Origin of the sequence: Kitasatospora sp. NPDC092286 (genome assembly GCF_044755565.1) — a bacterium.
Classification (GTDB): domain Bacteria; phylum Actinomycetota; class Actinomycetes; order Streptomycetales; family Streptomycetaceae; genus Kitasatospora.
Map to the genome: position 1 here is coordinate 160,270 of NZ_JBIVRD010000002.1, position 16,933 is coordinate 177,202.

A 16,933-nucleotide genomic window follows, 5' to 3' on the forward strand; every position below is an offset into this window, starting at 1 on the left:
AGGGGACAAGACGAACCGTCAGGGGACGTACAGTTCCTCGATGTCCTGGCGGTGGAACTCCGTGATCACCGTTCGCCGCAGCTTCAGCGAGGGCGTGACCAGCCCCTGGGCCTGGCTGAACTCCCTTGGCAGCAGCCGGAACGCGCGGATCGACTCGGCCCGGGAGACCGCGGTGTTCGCCGCCGCCACCGCCCGCTGGATCTCGGCGTGCAGTTCCTCGTCGGCGAGCACCGCCCAGGTGTCCAGCTGCCCGCGCCCGTGACTCTTCAGCCAGTGCGCGAGCGCCGTCGGGTCGAGCGTGATCAGCGCGGCCACGTACGGGCGGTCGTCGCCGACCACCAGGCACTGGGAGACCAGCGGATGCGCCTGGACCCGCTGCTCCAGGGCGGCGGGGGCGAGGTTCTTGCCGCTGCTGGTGACGATCAGGTCCTTCTTGCGGCCGGTGATGGAGAGGTAGCCGCCCTCGTCCAGGGAGCCGAGGTCGCCGGTGCCGAACCAGCCGTCGTGCAGCGATTCGGCCGTGCAGCGCGGGTGGTTGAGGTATCCGCCGAAGACGCTGCCGCCGCGCACCCACACCTCGCCGTCGTCGGCGATGGCCACCGAGGCGCCGGGCAGCGGGTGGCCGACCGTACCGAGCTTCTGCCGCCCGGCCGGGTTGGCGGTGATCGCGGCCGTGGTCTCGGTCAGGCCGTAGCCCTCGTAGATGTTGAGGCCGATGCCGGTGAAGAAGAGGCCGAGCTCCCGCCGGAGCGTCGAGCCGCCGCACACCATGGTGCGCACCCGTCCGCCGAGCACGGACCGCAGCCGCTGGTAGACGGTCCGCTCGTACGCCAGGTGCCGTAACCGCAGTTTGGGGCCCGGGCCGGGGCCGTGGCCGAACGCGCGGCGCTCCCGGGCGGCGGCCCAGTCGACGGCCACCTGCCGGGCCTGCTCGAAGAGTTCGCCCCGCCCGGCCCGCTCGGCGGAGCGCCGGGCCTGCTGGAAGATCTTGTCGAAGATGTAGGGCACGGCGTGCAGGAACGTGGGCCGGTAGGAGGCGAGGGCGGGTAACAGGACGTCGGTGGAGACCTCGGGGAGGTGGCCGAGCCGGAACCCGCCGCGCATCGCCGCGACCTGCACGGCCCGGGCGTAGACGTGTGCCAGCGGGAGGAAGAGCAGGGTGGACGGCTGGCCGCCGCCGGTGTCCTGGAAGACGTCGGCCCAGCCGCCGATCAGGCTGTCGGCCTCGGCGGTCAGGTTGGCGTGGGTGATCAGGCAGCCCTTGGGCGGGCCGGTGGTGCCGGAGGTGTAGACGATGGTGGCGATGTTCTCGGCGGCGACGCCGAGCCGTTGGCGGTGGACCAGCGAGTCGGGCACCCCGCGCCCGTCCTCGGTGATCGCGGTGACGCAGTCGCGGTCCAGCTGCCAGATGCCGGTCAGGTCCGGCAGCGCGTCACAGACCGCGCCGATCGTCATGGCGTGGTCCTCGTCCTCGACCACGCAGGCCACCGCCTGGGTCTCGGCGAGGATCCAGCGGACCTGCTCGGCCGCCGAGGTGGGGTAGATCGGGACGGGGATCGCGCCGATCGACCACAGCGCGTAGTCGAACAGCGTCCACTCGTAGCGGGTGCGGGACATCAGGGCGACCCGGTCGCCGTACCGCACGCCCCGGGTCAGCAGGCCCTTGGCGAGCGCCAGCACCTCGTCACGGAAGGCCAGCGCGGTGACCTCGCGCCACTCCTGCGAGCCCTCGTCCTGGCGGGCCAGCTGGACCAGTTCGGGCGTGCGTTCGGCGGTGTCGTACAGCGAGTCGGCCAGTCCGCCGGCGGCCGGGGGCCGGTCCAGGGCGGGGGTGGTGAACTCGCGCACATCGCCCCCGATCCTGTTGCGGCCCTGCCTGCCGGGCCCGTGGGGCGTCCGGATCGGCGGCGCGCTGGACGGTCGGGCAGGTGCAGCGAAACTATCGGATTGCTCTGCCACTGCCCAGGGTTGTGACCGTGACGCGACGAGATCGGCACCGGCGCGTGGGGAAAGTGCCGCCGGGGGGAGCGGTCCGGGCAGGGCGCGTGATGGGTGAATCCGGGATGTCGGGGATGATTCGGACATGATCAGGGCGGGGGTGCGAAGAGTGGGCATTCGACCCTCGAACGAGTGGTCAGGGCGTAGTAGGCTCTCGCAGACCTGCGACCGGGGCCCTCCCGGCCGGGCCCGATCCGACGTCCACGACCCGCCCACGACCCGTCCGCGAACCGACCTCCAGCCGGCCTCCAGCCGACCGCGATCTCACTGCGATCTCGCCGCGATCCGACTGTGATCCGGCCGAGATCCTGACACACAGCCGACCCGCAGCCACCCCCCCAGCCGACCGTCAGCCGACCTCCGTCCGGGCTCCCGAAGCCTCGAACCGCTCCCCGTCCGCGCCTGGCACTTCCCGACCGAGGACTCCATGCGTCTGCGCAGCAGCTCGATCCGCGCGAAGATCATCGCGCTGCTCCTGGTGCCCATCGTCGCGCTCACCGCCCTGTGGGTGTACGCGACGCTCGCCACCACCGGAGACGTCTGGACCCAGCTGGAGGTCAGCAGTACGTACAAGGAGTTCGGGACGCCGGTCGACCGGTACGCCGACGACCTGCAGAACGAACGCCGCGCCGCCGTCCAGCGGCTGGCGGACCCCGGCTCGCGGGCCGCCCGGGACGCCTTCGAGCAGGCCCAGGCGGTCACCGACCGTGACCTCGCCGTCCTGCGGGTCAAGAAGGACAGCGGCGCGGCCGGCCGGCTGGACGCGGCCCAGCGCGGCCGCTATGTGCAGATCCTCGCCGCCGCCGACCAACTCGCCCCGCTGCGCGGCCAGATCAACCGTACGGCGCTCAACTGGGAGTTCGCGCTCGGTCAGTACAGCGACCTGATCAAGCCCACCTTCGGCTTCCGGTCCGCCTACGTCGCCCGCCAGAGCGGCCAACTGCCCCGCCAGGGAACGATCCTGAACGAACTGGTGCGCGCCCGCGAGTACCTCGCGCAGGAGGACGCGGCGATGGAGGGGCTGCGCACCACCACCGGCCGGGTCACCGCCGAGCAGTACCAGGTGGCGCTGGACGCCCTGCACAACCAGCAGGCCCTGTTCACCGTCTACATCGCCGAGCTGGACCCGGTCGACCAGGCCGACTACATCGCGCTGCGCGGCGGCGAGGCGTGGGCCGCGCTGGCCCGTGCCGAGGCCGACTTCGTGGGCGCCGGCGGCCCGGACCGGGTGGTCCGGGCGATCGGCGGCGACTCCTGGCGGGAGACCGCCGAGCGGGCGCTGGACGACCTCGCCGCGATCAACTCCCGGCTGGCCGGCAGCCTCGGCGACCGCGAACGCTCGTACGCGATCGGGCTGCTCTGGCGCGGCGGCATCGCCGGTGCGATCGGCCTGGTCGCGGTGGTGCTCTCGATCATGATCTCGTACCGGATCGGCCGCGGCATGGTTCGCGAGCTGATCGGCCTGCGCAACGCGGCGAACGAACTGGCCGGTACCCGGCTGCCCTCGGTGATGCTGCGGCTGCGGCGTGGCGAGGCGGTGGACGTCGCGGCCGAGGCGCCGGAGCTGCAGTTCGGGCCGGCCGAGGTCGGGCAGGTCGGACGGGCGATCAACGCGGTGCAGCGGGCCGCCGTCGAGGCCGCGGTCGAGCAGGCCGAACTGCGGCGCGGCGTCGCGGCGGTCTTCGTCAACCTGGCCCGGCGCAGCCAGGTGCTGCTGCACCGCCAGCTGACCCTGCTGGACACCATGGAGCGCCGCACCGAGGACCCGGCGGAGCTGGAGGACCTGTTCAAGGTCGACCACCTCACCACCCGGATGAGGCGGCACGCCGAGGGCCTGATCATCCTGGCGGGCGGGTCGCCGGGGCGTGCCTGGCGCAAGCCGGTGCGGATGGTGGACGTGGTGCGCGCCGCCGTCGGCGAGGTGGAGGACTACGCCCGGGTGACCGTCCGGCCGTTCCCCGGCACCGGGCTGCTCGGTAGCGCGGTCGCGGACGTCACCCACCTGGTCGCCGAACTCGTCGAGAACGCGGCGGTGTTCTCCCCGCCGAGCACCCAGGTCACCGTCCAGGGCGAGGTGGTGGCGCACGGCTTCGCGCTGGAGATCGACGACCGGGGGCTCGGACTGAGCGAGCAGGCACTCGGCGAGATCAACGAACGGCTCGCGGTGGAGCAGGAGTTCGACCTCGCGGACACCGACCGGCTGGGGCTGTTCGTGGTCAGCCGGCTGGCCCGGCGGCACGGCATCCGGGTCCATCTGCGGCCCTCGCCGTACGGGGGGACCACCGCGGTGGTGCTGATCCCGCGCGAGCTGCTGGCGGAGGCGCCGGACGGACTGCCCGAACCCCCTGCCGCCGCGTCGGCCGTGTCCGCCGCGTCCGCCGTCGGCGGCAGGGCCAGGCCCGCCCAGGCCAGGCCCGCCCAGGCCAGGCCCGCCCAGGCCAGGCCCGCCCAGGCCAGGCCCGCCCAGGCCAGGCCCGCCCAGGCCCGGCGGGGCCAGCGGGACCTGGTCGCCGTGCCCGCGCTGGGCGGCGAGGGCGGTGGCCTCGGCGAGGCCGGCGGATCCGGTGGCCTCGGCGATTTCGGTGATTCAGGTGATTCCGGCGATTTCGGTGCGGAGGGCGCCGATGGTGCCCGGGGCGGCGGCCGTGCGGCCGAGGCGGCGCAGGGCGGGCGGCACCGGGGGAGTGGCGGGCCGCGTCCGTCGGCGCCCGAACCGACCCGGACGCCGGGCGGTCTGCCGCGCCGGGCGCGGGTCAAGGGCGGGCCGGTGCTGGTGCCCGCGCCGAACGGTGAGACCGTGTCCGGCACCGGCCGGCACCGCCGGACGGGTGTGCCGCAGGCGGGCTCCGGTCCTGCTGACGTCGGTCCTGCCGACGCCGGCCCGGTGGACCCCGGTGTCGTGGGCTCCCGACCAGCGGACTCCGGCCCCGCCGACCGGCGGCCCGCCGACGGTGCCCTGCCGCGCCGCATCCGGCAGGCCAACCTCGCCCCGCAGCTCAAGGAACGTGCCGGACAGGAGGCCGAGCGGGCCGCGGGCGGTGCCGAATCCGCCCGCGAGCGCTCGCCGGAAGAGGCGCGGGCGACCTTCGCCTCCTTCCAGCGCGGTTTCACCCGAGGCCGCGGTACGGGCACCCCGCCTGCCTCGGGCACGCCGGCCGCATCGTCCCGATCGTCCGTCCGGCCCGCCGCCGTACCCACCTGGAGCCCGCCCGACCCGGCCCGCCGGGCGATCTCCCCGGCGCCCGCGCCGGCCGCTCTGCCCGCGCCGTCCGGCGGCGCGTCGGCCCCCCTGGCGCGCCGCGTACCACCCGCACCGCCGGCACGATTCGCACCACCTGTACTACCCGCACCACCCGCACCACCCGCTCCAGCGGAAGGAACAGATTCATGACCACTTCGACGCAGCCGTCCGGGGACCTCAACTGGCTTCTGGACGACCTGGTGGGGCGCGTCGCGGCCCTGCGGCACGCGGTGATCCTGTCCAGCGACGGACTGGCCACCGGGGCGTCCCGCGACCTCGACCGCGAGGACGCCGAGCACCTGGCCGCCGTCGCGGCCGGCTTCCACAGCCTGGCCAAGGGCGCCGGCGGGCACTTCAAGGTCGGCGGCGTCCGGCAGACCATGGTCGAGCTGGACGAGGCGTTCCTCTTCATCACCGCCGCCGGCGACGGCAGCTGCCTGGCCGTGCTCAGCGAGGCCGAGGCGGACATCGGCCAGATCGCCTACGAGATGGCCCTGCTGGTCAAGCGGGTCGGTGAGCACCTGGCCGCCGAGCCGCGCACCGAGACCGCCCCGCCGGGGAGATGAGCGGTCCGATGGCGGAGGACGAGCCGAGGCGGGAGCGGGACGACCCGGGCGGGGACGAGCCCGAGGTCGACCTGTTCCGGCCGCGCACCCCGGTCGACGAGCGCTGGTTCGACGACGACGCCGGCCCGGTGGTGCGCCTGTACTCGATGACCCGGGGCCGTACCCGACCGGTCGAGGACGGCCTGTTCGACCTGATCTCGCTGATCACCGCCGTCGAGCCCGGACCCGGCTCGGGGGCCGTGCCCGCGCACGTGCTCGACCCGGAGCACCAGACCATCCTGGCCTGGTGCCGCCGGGAGCCGCTGTCCGTCGCCGAGCTGGGCTCCTACACCGACCTGCCGGTCAGTGTGGTCCGGGTGCTGCTCGGCGACCTCTACGACGCCGAGCTGATCAGCGTCACCCGACCCGTTCCGCTCGCCGAGCTGCCGGACGAGCGCCTGCTGCGAGACGTGATCAATGGACTCCGTGCGCTCTGACGCCGCTGCTTCCGCCGCCTTTTCCGGTCCCGGTCCCGGTGCCGCCGGTAGTACCGGTGCCGCCGTTCCCGCCGGCCCGGGGGCCAACGATCCGCGCTGGCGCGGCGGACCGGCCGTCGCCGTGAAGATCCTCGTCGCGGGCGGGTTCGGCGCGGGCAAGACGACGCTGGTCGGCTCGGTCAGCGAGATCCGCCCGCTGCGCACCGAGGAGGAGCTCAGCGAGCTGGGCCGCCCGGTGGACGACACCGCGGGTGTCGAGGCCAAGCGGACCACCACGGTGGCGATGGACTTCGGCCGGATCGACCTGCGGCCCGGGCTCGCTCTCTACCTGTTCGGCACCCCCGGCCAGGACCGGTTCTGGTTCGTCTGGGACGAGCTGGCGCGCGGCTCGCTCGGCGCGGTGGTGCTGGCCGACACCCGGCGGCTGGCGGACTGCTTCCCGTCGGTGGACTTCTTCGAGCAGCGCGGCATCCCCTTCGTGGTCGCGGTGAACTGTTTCGACGGTACCGAGGTGTTCTCCCCCGAGGAGGTCCGCGACGCGCTCGACCTCGACGCGGACATCCCGGTGCTGCTCTGCGACGCCCGGCGCCGCGAGGACGGCAAGGAGCTGCTGGTCACGCTGGTCGAGCACGCCGCCGTACGCCGCCGAGGGGCGTCGGCGGGAGCCTGAGCCGACCGCGCCGTCTCATTCGGCCGTCCGAATCCCGGACGTCCGGCGCATGGAAGGTTGCCTTGACCGGCGCGGCGTGGAAGGCTCAGTGGGCGGAAGCCGTCCGGCCCTGCCGCCGGGACGTACCGAGACCGTGGGGGAGGGCAGCACCGTGACCGTCGACCACCGGCGTGCCGTCACCGTGCCCACCCCCGTCACGCCGACGCTGACGATCCGCCGGTACATCGACCACGCGCTCATCTGCAGCGCCTGCTGTCGGTGACCGGTCAGCCCGCCCTCGGTCCGTCGACAGCCCGCCGGGTCGACCGGGCCATCCCTTCCCGACGTTCCTGACGTTCCGTCAACTCGTCGACCCGGCCGTACCGGACACCCCGTCCGGCGCGCCGCACCTGCCCCGGCCCGCTTCGCGGAGAGCACCAGTGAACCTCGCCTGCCCCAGCTCCAGCCCTGCCGCCGCTACCGTCCGCGTGACGGGGGCGACACTCCCGGTGCGCTGCAACGGTCCGTTCACATGGTTGAATACGTGCATGAACAACGTCGTGGACAGCAGCCGAGGTCACTCCGACCTCGAGCCGTTCTGGCCGTCCCGGCAGCCGCACCTGTTCGACCAGACGTGTCCGGGTTCGCCCAGCGCGTCCCGGCTCTCCGCCCGCTGACCTCAAATCAGCCCCCGGCAGTTCGCCCGGTCGACGCGCAGACGACTCCACCCCGTCCGTCACGCGCGAAATGAGCGGCACCATGTCTTCTTCCTCCACGGCCACCCTTCCCCTGCCCGCCGCGACCCCGCACCTGCGCGCGGTCCGCTCCCTCCCCCCGACCGCCGAACGATGGCACGGCGGGTCCGCCCCGCAGCGCCCGGCGGCCGTTCCCCAGCACCCCGGCGCCTCCGCGCACCCCGGTGCCTCGCAGCACCCGTCCGCCGTCCAGGCCCCGCAGACCGCCCCGGCTCCGCAGGCGCCGCAGGCCCTGCTCGCCGCGCTGCCGGAGGGGGCCACCGTCGTCGCCGCGCTCCCGCAGGGCGCGTTGCCGCAGGCTCTGCTCGCCCAGTACGGCGCGCAGTTCGGCACGCAGTTCGGCGGCGCGACCGGGCACCCGATGGTCGGGTACCTGGTGCTCGTGCCCGCGGAGAACCCGCTTGTGGCGGCCCCGGCCCCGGTCACGGCTCCCGCCGTCGTCCAGACTCCGCCCGTCGGGCCGACCGGAGCCGCGGCGGCCGCCGCCGTCTCCGGACCCGCCGCGGTCCGGCCGGTCCGGCCCGCCGGCCGGGGCATCGCCGTCGACGTGGAGCGCCGCAACGCCTATGTCGACGGACGGCTGCTCGATCTCACCTACCTCGAGTTCGAGCTGCTGGCCCACCTGACCGAGCACCCGCAGCGGGTGCACACCCGCGATCACCTGGTCTCCGCCGTCTGGGGCTACGGCCACGTCGGCGACGGCCGCACGGTGGACGTGCACGTGGCCCGGCTGCGCCGCAAGCTCGGATCGGCCTACCGGGACAGCATCGTGACGGTCCGTCGGGTCGGCTACAAGTACACCCCGGTGGCGTGAACCGCCGCTGAACCAGGCCGGGCGGGCCGCTCGTCCATCGCGGACGTCAGGCCCGCCCGGCCCCGTTGACGGCACGTCAGGGATATTCGCTCGACGGGCGGCCGGTCACGCCCGCTGGTCGGGCGGCAGCAGCAGGACGGCCAGTGCGCTCGCGCAGGTCCGCGCGTGCCCGAGGAACCAGTCCAGTCGGTCGTCCGTCAGGTGGGCCGGTGTCGAGCGCACGGCCAGGGCGAACCGGGCCTGCCCGGAGCGGTCCAGGACCGGGACGGCCGCGGTGCGCACCCCGGCGGCCGACTCGCCGTCGTTGAGTGCGAAGCCGGCTATTCGGACCTTCGCCAACTCCTCGGCCAGCCGCTCCGGTTCGGTGATGGTCCGGTCGGTGAACGGGTGCAGCGGGCCGAGCGCCGCCGCGCCCGCGTCCCCCGGGCGCGGCCAGGCGAGCAGCACCTTTCCGAGCGCGGTGGAGTGCAGCGGCCGGCGCAGCCCGAGCCCGGTGTCCGGGCGGACCGAGGCGCCGACCAGGATCACCGCGTGCGACCCGCTGCGGATCGCCAGGTCCGCGGTGGCGCCGGTGCGCTTGGCGAGCAGGTCCAGTTCCGGCGCGGCCAGGTGCAGTCCCCGCTGGTGGAAGCTGAGTTGGCCGAGTTCGGCGACGGCCGGGCCGAGCCGGTACCGGGCGGTCTGCTCGTCCTGTTCCAGGAAGCCGGCGCTGACCAGCGTCCGGGCCAGCCGGTGCGCGGTGGAGACCGACAGGCCCATCCGGCGGGCCAGGTCCGAGGCGCTCAGGTCGGGGCCGTTGTCGTGGAAACAGTGCAGCAGCCCGAGGGCCCGCTGGACGGCCTGCGCACCGGCCGGCGGGCTCTGGACGGCGGTGGCGGCCTCGGCCATGGCACCTCGCGTTCTGTCCGACGCTCCGGCTGGTTCACCGAAGTCACTTCCAGACTATGGCAGCCAGTGCTTCGGGATTGTGTCGGCGGCGTTGCAATGGAATGGCGTTCATGAACAAGTGATCCCACCATGTGGCAAAGGCTTGCTTCGTGCTCCCTTGCCGTGGAACGCTCGGCACATCGCCACCGAGCAGGACCGAGCAAGGCCGAGTGGTGTCGAGCAACACCGAACAGCACCAAGCAGTACCGGGCAGTACCGAACAGCACCAAGCATTACCGAGCAGGACCACAGGAACCACCGAACCCGCAGGAAGGAGCAGCGCCGTGACGACCCACCGGTGCCCCGCCCCCTGCGCCTGTTGTCGCTGACGCCTCCCCGCGCCTCCCGCACTCCCTGAAGCTCCACGCCCTGTGTCGCGCCCAGCCGCGCCCGCGCACTCCCCGTTGCAGAGGAACCCCACCACCGTGCCCAGTCACGCCCCCAGCGCCCAGGCGACCTCCGAAGCCGCCCCGGACACCCTCTGGTTCACTCGCTGCCCCGTCCCCACCGCCACCGGCATCGCCGCCGACCAGGGGTGGCTCGCCAAGGAGTTCGCCGCCGACGGCATCACCGTCCGCTCGCTCCAGGACGCGCCGCCGGAGGTGGCCGCCGACCACCACTACACCCACGCCCTCACCGGCCTGTTCCGCGAGGGCGGCAACGTCCCGGCGCTCTGGGCCCGTTCGCGCGGTGAGCAGACCCGGCTGATCGGCCTCACCTGGATCGAGGAACGCCAGGTCGTCCTGGTCCGGGCCGGCAGCGGCATCACCACTCCCGGGCAGTTGCGCGGTCTGCGTCTGGCCGTCCCACGTCATGGGATCGGTATCGACTTCTGGCGGGCGATGGCCCTGGCCGGGCTGCACGGCGCCCTCTCGCTCGCCGGACTCACCCTGGACGAAGCCGAGTTGGTCGATGTGCCGGCCGCCCCCGGAGGTGGCCAGTGGGCCGCCGAACTCGCCGCGCTGCGTGACGGTGTGGTGGACGCGGTCTACGTCAAGGGTGCGCTCGCCGTCGAGGCCGCCCGCCGGTTCGGCGCCGAGGTCGCCGTCGAGCTGGACACCGCGCCGGACCGCCGCACCCGGGTGAACAACGGCACGCCCCGCCCGGTGACCGTCCACCAGCGTCTGCTGGACGACCACCCCGACCTGGTGGTCCGGTTCCTCGCCGTCCTGCTGGACGCCGCCGACTGGGCCGTCGACAACCCCGCCGAGGTGGTCCGGATCCTCCAGGCCGAGACCGGCGCCGGAGCCGAGGGCGTCACCGGGGCGTACGCGGCGGGCAGCCACCGCACCCTGCATCTCGACCTCTCCGAGGAGCGCCTCGGTCTGCTGGAGCAGCAGGAGCGCTTCCTGCGCGGCCAGGGCTTCCTCGACGCGGCCGTCGACATCCGTGCCTGGACCGACCCCGAGCCGCTGCGTGCGGCCCGCGAGCTGCTCGACCGTCGCCGCGCGGCTGTGCGCGACTGACGGGCGGCAGGGAACAGAAAACAGAAAACAGGAAACAGATGACGGATAACAGATTTCGTTTTCTGTTACCCGTCACCTGTCGCCCGCCCGCCCGCCCGCTCGCCGCCCGCCCACCCCTCCGCCACCGCCCGTCATCAGCAGCCCCCGACCAGCTGCCGATCCATCAGGAGTTGACCCGTGAAGACCCCCCGCCTCGCCCTCGCTGCCACCGCGCTGCTCGCCACCACCGCCCTGGCCGCCTGCGGCTCGTCCGCCGACGGGGCCAAGGCCTCCGCCGACGGCGGGGGCAAGGCCGAGGTGGTCCTGCGACTGCCCGACCCGGGCAACAACGGCTTCCTCGCCCTCGGCAAGAAGGACGGCTCGCTGGACCGGGCCCTGGCCGCCGTCCACGCCAAGGTCTCCTGGACCGGCAGCGCCGGCCCGTTCGCCCCCGCCGCCCAGGCGCTCTCCGCCGACCAGCTGGACGTCGCGCTGGGCTCGATCACCTCGGCCGTCGCCGCGCTCGCCCAGAAGCCCGGCTTCAAGCTGTTCGCCCAGACCGCCCCCGACGGCGTCGGCGAGGGGATCCTGGTGAAGAACGACTCGCCCATCAAGTCCGTCCAGGACCTGGTCGGCCGGAAGGTCGCCGTCTCCCAGGGCGGCACCAGCGAGTACCTGCTGCTCAAGGCGCTGGAGAAGAACAACATCCCGGCCGACAAGGTCGAGCGCGTCTACCTGCGCGCCGACCAGACCTCGGGCGTCTTCAACTCCGGCCAGGTGGACGCCTGGGCCACCTGGAACACCTTCTCCACCCCGTCGATCGCCAACTCCGGCGCGCACTTCCTGGTCAACGGCAAGGAGGTGGGCTCCGACAACTACGCGGTCTGGGCGGTGCGCAACGGCTTCGCCGAGAAGCACCCCGACGTGGTCAAGGCCTTCTACACCTACCTGCACGAGAACGGCCTCAAGGAGAAGGCCGACCCGGCCGCCTACCTCAACGTCTTCACCGACTCCGGACCGACCGCCGTCACCCCGGCCGAGAAGGACATCGCGGTCAACATCGGCAAGCAGGGCGCGACCGCCGACGTGATCGCCGACGCCGACATCGCCCGCTTCGGCACCGTCGCCCAGTTCTTCGCCGACCAGAAGGTCACCAAGCAGCCGGTCGACGTCAAGCCGTACCTGATCGACATCAGCAAGATCGCGGACGGTGCCAAGTGAGCCCTGCCCCCTCGACAGCGGCAACACCAGCGGCAACACCGGCCGCAACGACACCGGCAGAGGCGGCACCGGTGGCCGCCGGTGGCCACACCCCCGCCGACACCGCGGCCGCCCTCGAAGCCGGCCTGGTCGCCCCCCGGACCAGGCTGCCCGCGCCCCGCCCGCGCGCCCTCGCCGTGATCCTGCGTACCATCGGCCCGCTCGCCCTGCTCGGCGGCTGGGCCCTGGCCTCCGCCACCGGCGTGCTCACCCAGGACGTGCTCGCCTCGCCCGCCCAGGTCGCCGAGGCGGTCGGCGAGCTCTGGGGCAACGGCCAGCTCACCGACGCCCTCGCGGTCTCGCTCACCCGGGCCGGCCTCGGCCTGGTCTTCGGAGCCGCCACCGGTCTGGTGCTGGGCGTGGTCACCGGGTTCTTCCGGCTCGGCGACGAACTGCTGGACTCCGCCGTCCAGGTCCTGCGGACCGTGCCCTTCCTCGCCCTGGTGCCGCTCTTCATGGTCTGGTTCGGCATCACCGAGACGGCGAAGATCGCCCTGATCGGTGTCGCCACCAGCTTCCCGATGTACGTCTCCACCTCCGGCGGCGTTCGCAACACCGACCGCAAACTGATCGAGGCGATGCGCAGCTTCGGCCTCGGCCGCTGGGCGATCGTCCGTACGGTCGTGCTGCCCGGCGCGCTGCCCTCGCTGCTCTCCGGCCTGCGGCTGTCCATGACGCTCAGTGTGATCGCGCTGATCGCCGCCGAGGAGATCAACTCCACCGAGGGCATCGGCTATCTGATGGCCCAGGCGCAGAACTACTCCCGCACCGACATCCTCGCCGTCTGCATCCTGATCTACGGGCTCCTCGGCCTCACCGCCGACGGCATCGTCCGTGTGCTGGAACGGTTCCTGATGCCCTGGCGCAAGGCCACCCAAGGAGCAGGCCGATGACCACCGTCGCGTCCCCCGCCGTGCACATCCGCGGTCTGCGCCGGGTGTTCGGTACCCGGGCCGTCCTCGACGGCGTCGATCTGTCCATCGCGCGCGGGGAGTTCGTCGCGCTGCTCGGTGCCAGCGGTACCGGCAAGACCACCCTGCTGCGGATCCTGGGAGCCCTGGACAAGGCCGACGGCGGCACCGTCCTCGTTCCGCCGGTGCGCACCGTGGTCTTCCAGGAGCCCAGGCTCGTGCCCTCCAAGCGGGTGCTCGCCAATGTCACCGTCGGCCTGCCACGTGGCGCGGCCACCCGGGAGACCGGCCTCACCGCGCTGGCCGAGGTCGGCCTGGAGAAGCACGCCGACGCCTGGCCCGCCACCCTCTCCGGTGGCGAGGCGCAGCGGGCGGCGCTGGCCCGGGCGCTCGTCCGCGAGCCCCAACTGCTCTTGCTGGACGAGCCGTTCGCCGCCCTGGACGCGCTCACCCGGCTGCGGATGCAGGACCTCGTCGGCGACCTGGTCCGCCGCCACCGCCCGGCCGTCCTGCTGGTCACCCACGATGTGGAGGAGGCCGTCCGGCTGGCCGACCGGGTCGCCGTCCTGCGCGACGGCAACCTCGTCCGCGATGAGCGGGTCACCGTCGACCGCCCCCGCGACCCGGCCGACCCGGCCTTCGCCGAACTGCGCCGACAACTGCTCGCGGACCTCGGCGTCCACTGATCCGACCCGCCCCGAACCACCCTGACCCTTCCGGCAATCCCGCCCAGCAACCCCGCTCAGCACCAATGGAGTTGATCCCCATGGCCATCACCCTCGGCGTCCACGCCAGCAACCCCTCGCTCTACTACCTCTCCCGCCTGGACTACCTGAACGAGGAACTGGCCCCGCTCGGCGAGACCGGTGTGTTCCACCGCTACGCGGACGGCACCCGCACCGGCGAACTGCTCGCCGACGGCACCATCGACTTCGGCGGCACCGGCTCCACTCCGCCGGTCACCGCCCAGGCCGCCGGGTACGACCTGGTGTACGCGGCGGTCTCCGCGCCCCGCCCCGACCACGGCGCGCTGCTGGTGCGTGCCGACGGTCCGGTGCGGGCCGTCGCCGACCTCAGGGGCGGCACCGTCGTCCTCGGCATCGGTTCCTGGCAGACCCACCTGCTCGCCAAGGCGCTGCACGCCGAGGGCCTCTCCTACGCCGACGACATCACCCCGGTCCGCCCGGCCGCCGGGGAGGACCCGGCGCAGCGGCTGCGTGACGGCGAGATCGCCGGCTGGATCGCCCAGGGCGCCGAACTGGCCGCCGCCCGCCGGACCGGGGAGTTCCGCGAGCTGATCCGCACCGGGGACTTCATCACCGACCGCTCGGTCTTCTTCACCCGCCGGGACTTCGCCACCGACCGCCCCGAGGTGGTGGCCGCGATCGGCGCCGCGCTGCGCCGGGCCGACGCCTGGGTGGCCGCCAACCTGGCCGAGGCCGCCGCGATCGCCGCCGACGACCTCGGTGGCACCGCCGAGGACTGGCAGAGTGCGCTGGCCGTCCTGCCGTGGCGGCTGGAGCCCGCCACGACCGCCTTCGTGGCCGAGCAGCAGGAGGCCGCGGACATCTTCCACGGGGTCGGCTTCATCGGCCGCGCGCTGACCGTCGCCGACGCCCATCTGCCCGCGCTGGAGGCCCCGGTGGCCGCAGCACTGGCCAAGGCGGTCTGAGTCGTGGCCTCCGAATTCCTCTGGTACATCATCCCGCGCGAGGGCCACTACCCGTGGGAGCTGGCCGGGCGCCGCCCGACGGACCTCCGCTACCTCCAGCAACTCGCGGGCAGTGTCGAGCGGTTGGGCTACACGGGCGCCCTGCTCGCCACCGACCTCTACGACGTGTGGGACCTCGGCAACGCGCTGGCCGCCGCCACCACCCCGGCGTTCAAGCCGTTGCTGGCGATCCACCCCGGGCTGGTCTCGCCCACCCTGCTGGCCAAGATGGCGCTCAGCTTCGACCATCTGCACGGCAGCCGGCTGCGGTTCAACGTGGTCAACGGCTCCACCGCGCAGCTGCGCGAGTACGGCCTGGACGTCGAGCACGACGACCGCTACCGGCTCAGCGCCGAGTACTGGTCGATCGTCAAGCGCCTCACCTCGGGCGAAGTCTTCGACCACAAGGGCGAGTTCTACAACCTGAAGAACGCCGGCGCGAGCCTGCGCGAGCTCACGCCGGTCCAGCCGGGCGGCATCCCGCTCTGGTTCGGCGGCAGTTCGGCGGCCGGCATCGAGATGGCCGCCGAGCACGTGGACGTCTACCTCACCTGGGGCGAGCCGCCGCACCTGCTCAAGGAGAAGCTGGACCTGGTCCGCGAACGCGCCGCCGCGTACGGGCGCACCCTGCGGATCGGGCTGCGGCTGCACCTGATCGTCCGTGACACCGAGGACGAGGCCTGGGCCGCCGCGGACCGGCTGCTCGACGTCACCAGCGAGGCCACCTACGCGCGCCAGCTCGGCGGTGCCAAGGGGGAGGACGGGGTCGGCTGGCAGCGCCAGTTCCGCCAGCACGGCGGCAAGGTCCCGGCCCGCGCCCGGGAGCTGGAGAGCTACCCGAACCTCTGGCCGGGGATGAGCCTGTTCCGCCCCGGTCCCGGTACGGCGGTGGTCGGCTCGACGGCCCAGGTGATCGAACGCCTCCAGGAGTTCGAGTCGCTGGGCGTGGACACCTTCATCCTCTCCGGCAACCCGCTGCTCGAAGAGGCCCACCGGGTGGCCGAGACGGTGCTACCGGCGCTGGGCGTCACCCGCCGGTAGCGCACCGGACAGCAGGGTGAACGGCGCCGGCCAGGTCACGCGGCGCGGCCCGAACGCCCCACCCGGGGGCGCCGGGGCCGCGCCGCGCGCCGTCCTCAGCGGCTCAGCCGGTCGATCTCCGCCAGCTCCTCGGCCGTCAGCGGACCGCCGTTCAGCGCGTCGATGTTCTGGTCCAGCTGGGCGACGGAGCTGGCGCCGATGATCACCGACACCACCCGCTCGTCGCGCAGCACCCAGGAGAGCGCCAGCTGCGCGAGCGTCTGCCCGCGCCGCTCGGCCACCTTGTTCAGCGCCCGCAGCTGCTCCAGCTTCGGGCCGGTCAGCGCCTCCTTGTTCAGGAAGTGCCCGACCGACATCCGCGATCCGGCCGGCACCTCGCCCGAGAGGTAGCGGTCTGTCAGCAGCCCCTGGGCGAGCGGGGAGTAGGAGATCAGGCTGGTCCCGGTCTCGCCGACCGCGTCCAGCACGCCCTCCTCCACGGAGCGGTTGAGAATCGAGTACGCCGACTGGTTCATCAGCACCGGCGTGCCCAGCTCCCGCAGGATCTCCACCGCCTTCCGGTGCTGCTCCGCCGGGTAGTTGGAGATGCCCGCGTACAGCGCCTTGCCCGCGCGCACCGCCGAGTCCAGCGCGCCCATCGTCTCCTCCAGCGGAGTGTCCGGGTCGTAGCGGTGCGAGTAGAAGATGTCGACGTAGTCCAGGCCCATCCGGCCCAGCGACTGGTCCAGGCTGGCCAGCAGGTACTTGCGGCTGCCGCCGTCCCCGTACGGGCCGGGCCACATGTCCCAGCCGGCCTTGGTGGCGATGAACAGCTCGTCCCGGTACGGACGGAAGTCCTGCGCGAACAGGTAGCCGAAGTTGCGTTCGGCGCTGCCGTACGGCGGGCCGTAGTTGTTCGCCAGGTCGAAGTGGGTGATGCCGCGGTCGAAGGCGCGGCGCAGCACCGCCCGCTGCACCTCCAGCGGCTGGGCGTCACCGAAGTTGTGCCACAGGCCCAGTGAGACGGCGGGCAGCTGTACGCCGCTGCGGCCGGCCCGGCGGTAGGTCATCGAGGCATAGCGGTCATCCGCCGCGAGGTAGGTCATGCCGGACATCCTGCCGGCCCCGGCCCTCCGATCAAGCTCTTGCCCCGTTCCTGA

At 73.2% G+C, this 16,933-nt stretch carries 15 protein-coding genes; 12 read left to right on the forward strand and 3 right to left on the reverse strand.

Going from position 1 to position 16,933, the window contains the following annotated elements:
* Nucleotides 1-18: 18 nt before the first annotated feature.
* Nucleotides 19-1,848, reverse strand: a complete 1,830-nt coding sequence (locus tag ACIQIB_RS03450; protein ID WP_400649544.1) for an AMP-dependent synthetase/ligase — start codon at nt 1,846-1,848, stop codon at nt 19-21.
* Nucleotides 1,849-2,425: 577 nt separating this feature from the next.
* Between ACIQIB_RS03450 and ACIQIB_RS03455 the strand changes: the two genes are divergently transcribed.
* The 6 genes from ACIQIB_RS03455 to ACIQIB_RS03480 all read left to right on the forward strand — a co-directional run bounded on the left by ACIQIB_RS03455 (nt 2,426) and on the right by ACIQIB_RS03480 (nt 8,499).
* Nucleotides 2,426-5,389 (forward strand): nitrate- and nitrite sensing domain-containing protein, encoded by a 2,964-nt coding sequence (locus ACIQIB_RS03455; protein ID WP_400756447.1) that lies wholly within the window; start codon nt 2,426-2,428, stop codon nt 5,387-5,389.
* Entirely contained in the window at nt 5,386-5,805 is a 420-nt protein-coding gene (locus tag ACIQIB_RS03460; protein WP_363606390.1) for a roadblock/LC7 domain-containing protein, read from the forward strand. Before ACIQIB_RS03455 ends, ACIQIB_RS03460 begins: the two co-directional genes overlap by 4 nt.
* 8 nt (nt 5,806-5,813) lie before the next feature.
* The gene (locus ACIQIB_RS03465) at nt 5,814-6,281 is read left to right on the forward strand and encodes a DUF742 domain-containing protein (RefSeq protein WP_363606391.1); all 468 of its coding nucleotides are present in this window, start codon (nt 5,814-5,816) and stop codon (nt 6,279-6,281) included.
* A gap of 121 nt (nt 6,282-6,402) precedes the next feature.
* On the forward strand, nt 6,403-6,951 hold the full coding sequence (locus ACIQIB_RS03470; RefSeq protein ID WP_363606392.1) for an ATP/GTP-binding protein: 549 nt from the start codon (nt 6,403-6,405) through the stop codon (nt 6,949-6,951).
* 527 nt (nt 6,952-7,478) lie between these two features.
* On the forward strand, nt 7,479-7,607 hold the full coding sequence (locus tag ACIQIB_RS03475) for a hypothetical protein (protein WP_363606393.1): 129 nt from the start codon (nt 7,479-7,481) through the stop codon (nt 7,605-7,607).
* Between the two features lie 82 nt (nt 7,608-7,689).
* The gene (locus ACIQIB_RS03480; protein ID WP_400756448.1) at nt 7,690-8,499 is read left to right on the forward strand and encodes a winged helix-turn-helix domain-containing protein; all 810 of its coding nucleotides are present in this window, start codon (nt 7,690-7,692) and stop codon (nt 8,497-8,499) included.
* Between the two features lie 105 nt (nt 8,500-8,604).
* On the opposite strand, the gene ACIQIB_RS03485 is transcribed toward ACIQIB_RS03480, so the two are convergent.
* Nucleotides 8,605-9,387 carry an IclR family transcriptional regulator gene (locus tag ACIQIB_RS03485; RefSeq protein WP_363606395.1) on the reverse strand — a complete coding sequence of 261 codons (783 nt, stop codon included), beginning with the start codon at nt 9,385-9,387 and terminating at the stop codon, nt 8,605-8,607.
* A gap of 464 nt (nt 9,388-9,851) precedes the next feature.
* On the opposite strand from ACIQIB_RS03485, the gene ACIQIB_RS03490 reads away from it, so the two are divergent.
* The 6 genes from ACIQIB_RS03490 (at nt 9,852) to ACIQIB_RS03515 (ending at nt 15,794) form a co-directional block, all read left to right on the forward strand.
* Nucleotides 9,852-10,892 (forward strand): ABC transporter substrate-binding protein, encoded by a 1,041-nt coding sequence (locus ACIQIB_RS03490; protein ID WP_400756449.1) that lies wholly within the window; start codon nt 9,852-9,854, stop codon nt 10,890-10,892.
* 177 nt (nt 10,893-11,069) lie between these two features.
* Nucleotides 11,070-12,092, forward strand: a complete 1,023-nt coding sequence (locus tag ACIQIB_RS03495) for an NrtA/SsuA/CpmA family ABC transporter substrate-binding protein (RefSeq protein WP_363606399.1) — start codon at nt 11,070-11,072, stop codon at nt 12,090-12,092.
* A gap of 71 nt (nt 12,093-12,163) precedes the next feature.
* Entirely contained in the window at nt 12,164-13,024 is an 861-nt protein-coding gene (locus ACIQIB_RS03500) for an ABC transporter permease (protein ID WP_400756450.1), read from the forward strand.
* Nucleotides 13,021-13,728 carry an ABC transporter ATP-binding protein gene (locus tag ACIQIB_RS03505; protein ID WP_363606403.1) on the forward strand — a complete coding sequence of 236 codons (708 nt, stop codon included), beginning with the start codon at nt 13,021-13,023 and terminating at the stop codon, nt 13,726-13,728. The genes ACIQIB_RS03500 and ACIQIB_RS03505 overlap by 4 nt, the downstream gene beginning before the upstream one ends.
* Before the next feature lie 80 nt (nt 13,729-13,808).
* Nucleotides 13,809-14,714, forward strand: a complete 906-nt coding sequence (locus tag ACIQIB_RS03510) for an ABC transporter substrate-binding protein (protein ID WP_363606405.1) — start codon at nt 13,809-13,811, stop codon at nt 14,712-14,714.
* Between the two features lie 3 nt (nt 14,715-14,717).
* On the forward strand, nt 14,718-15,794 hold the full coding sequence (locus tag ACIQIB_RS03515; protein ID WP_400756451.1) for an LLM class flavin-dependent oxidoreductase: 1,077 nt from the start codon (nt 14,718-14,720) through the stop codon (nt 15,792-15,794).
* Nucleotides 15,795-15,889: 95 nt separating this feature from the next.
* On the opposite strand, the gene ACIQIB_RS03520 is transcribed toward ACIQIB_RS03515, so the two are convergent.
* Entirely contained in the window at nt 15,890-16,879 is a 990-nt protein-coding gene (locus tag ACIQIB_RS03520; RefSeq protein WP_363606408.1) for an aldo/keto reductase, read from the reverse strand.
* Nucleotides 16,880-16,933: the final 54 nt, after the last annotated feature.

What these genes read in the sequence shown, in the direction of transcription:
- ACIQIB_RS03480 (WP_400756448.1), top strand. Translation starts at nt 7,690, where the DNA reads ATGTCTTCTTCCTCCACGGCCACCCTTCCCCTGCCCGCCGCGACCCCG.
- ACIQIB_RS03455 (WP_400756447.1), top strand. Translation starts at nt 2,426, where the DNA reads ATGCGTCTGCGCAGCAGCTCGATCCGCGCGAAGATCATCGCGCTGCTC.
- ACIQIB_RS03465 (WP_363606391.1), top strand. Translation starts at nt 5,814, where the DNA reads ATGGCGGAGGACGAGCCGAGGCGGGAGCGGGACGACCCGGGCGGGGAC.
- ACIQIB_RS03475 (WP_363606393.1), top strand. Translation starts at nt 7,479, where the DNA reads ATGAACAACGTCGTGGACAGCAGCCGAGGTCACTCCGACCTCGAGCCG.
- ACIQIB_RS03505 (WP_363606403.1), top strand. Translation starts at nt 13,021, where the DNA reads ATGACCACCGTCGCGTCCCCCGCCGTGCACATCCGCGGTCTGCGCCGG.
- ACIQIB_RS03485 (WP_363606395.1), bottom strand. Translation starts at nt 9,387, where the DNA reads ATGGCCGAGGCCGCCACCGCCGTCCAGAGCCCGCCGGCCGGTGCGCAG.
- ACIQIB_RS03460 (WP_363606390.1), top strand. Translation starts at nt 5,386, where the DNA reads ATGACCACTTCGACGCAGCCGTCCGGGGACCTCAACTGGCTTCTGGAC.
- ACIQIB_RS03510 (WP_363606405.1), top strand. Translation starts at nt 13,809, where the DNA reads ATGGCCATCACCCTCGGCGTCCACGCCAGCAACCCCTCGCTCTACTAC.
- ACIQIB_RS03520 (WP_363606408.1), bottom strand. Translation starts at nt 16,879, where the DNA reads ATGACCTACCTCGCGGCGGATGACCGCTATGCCTCGATGACCTACCGC.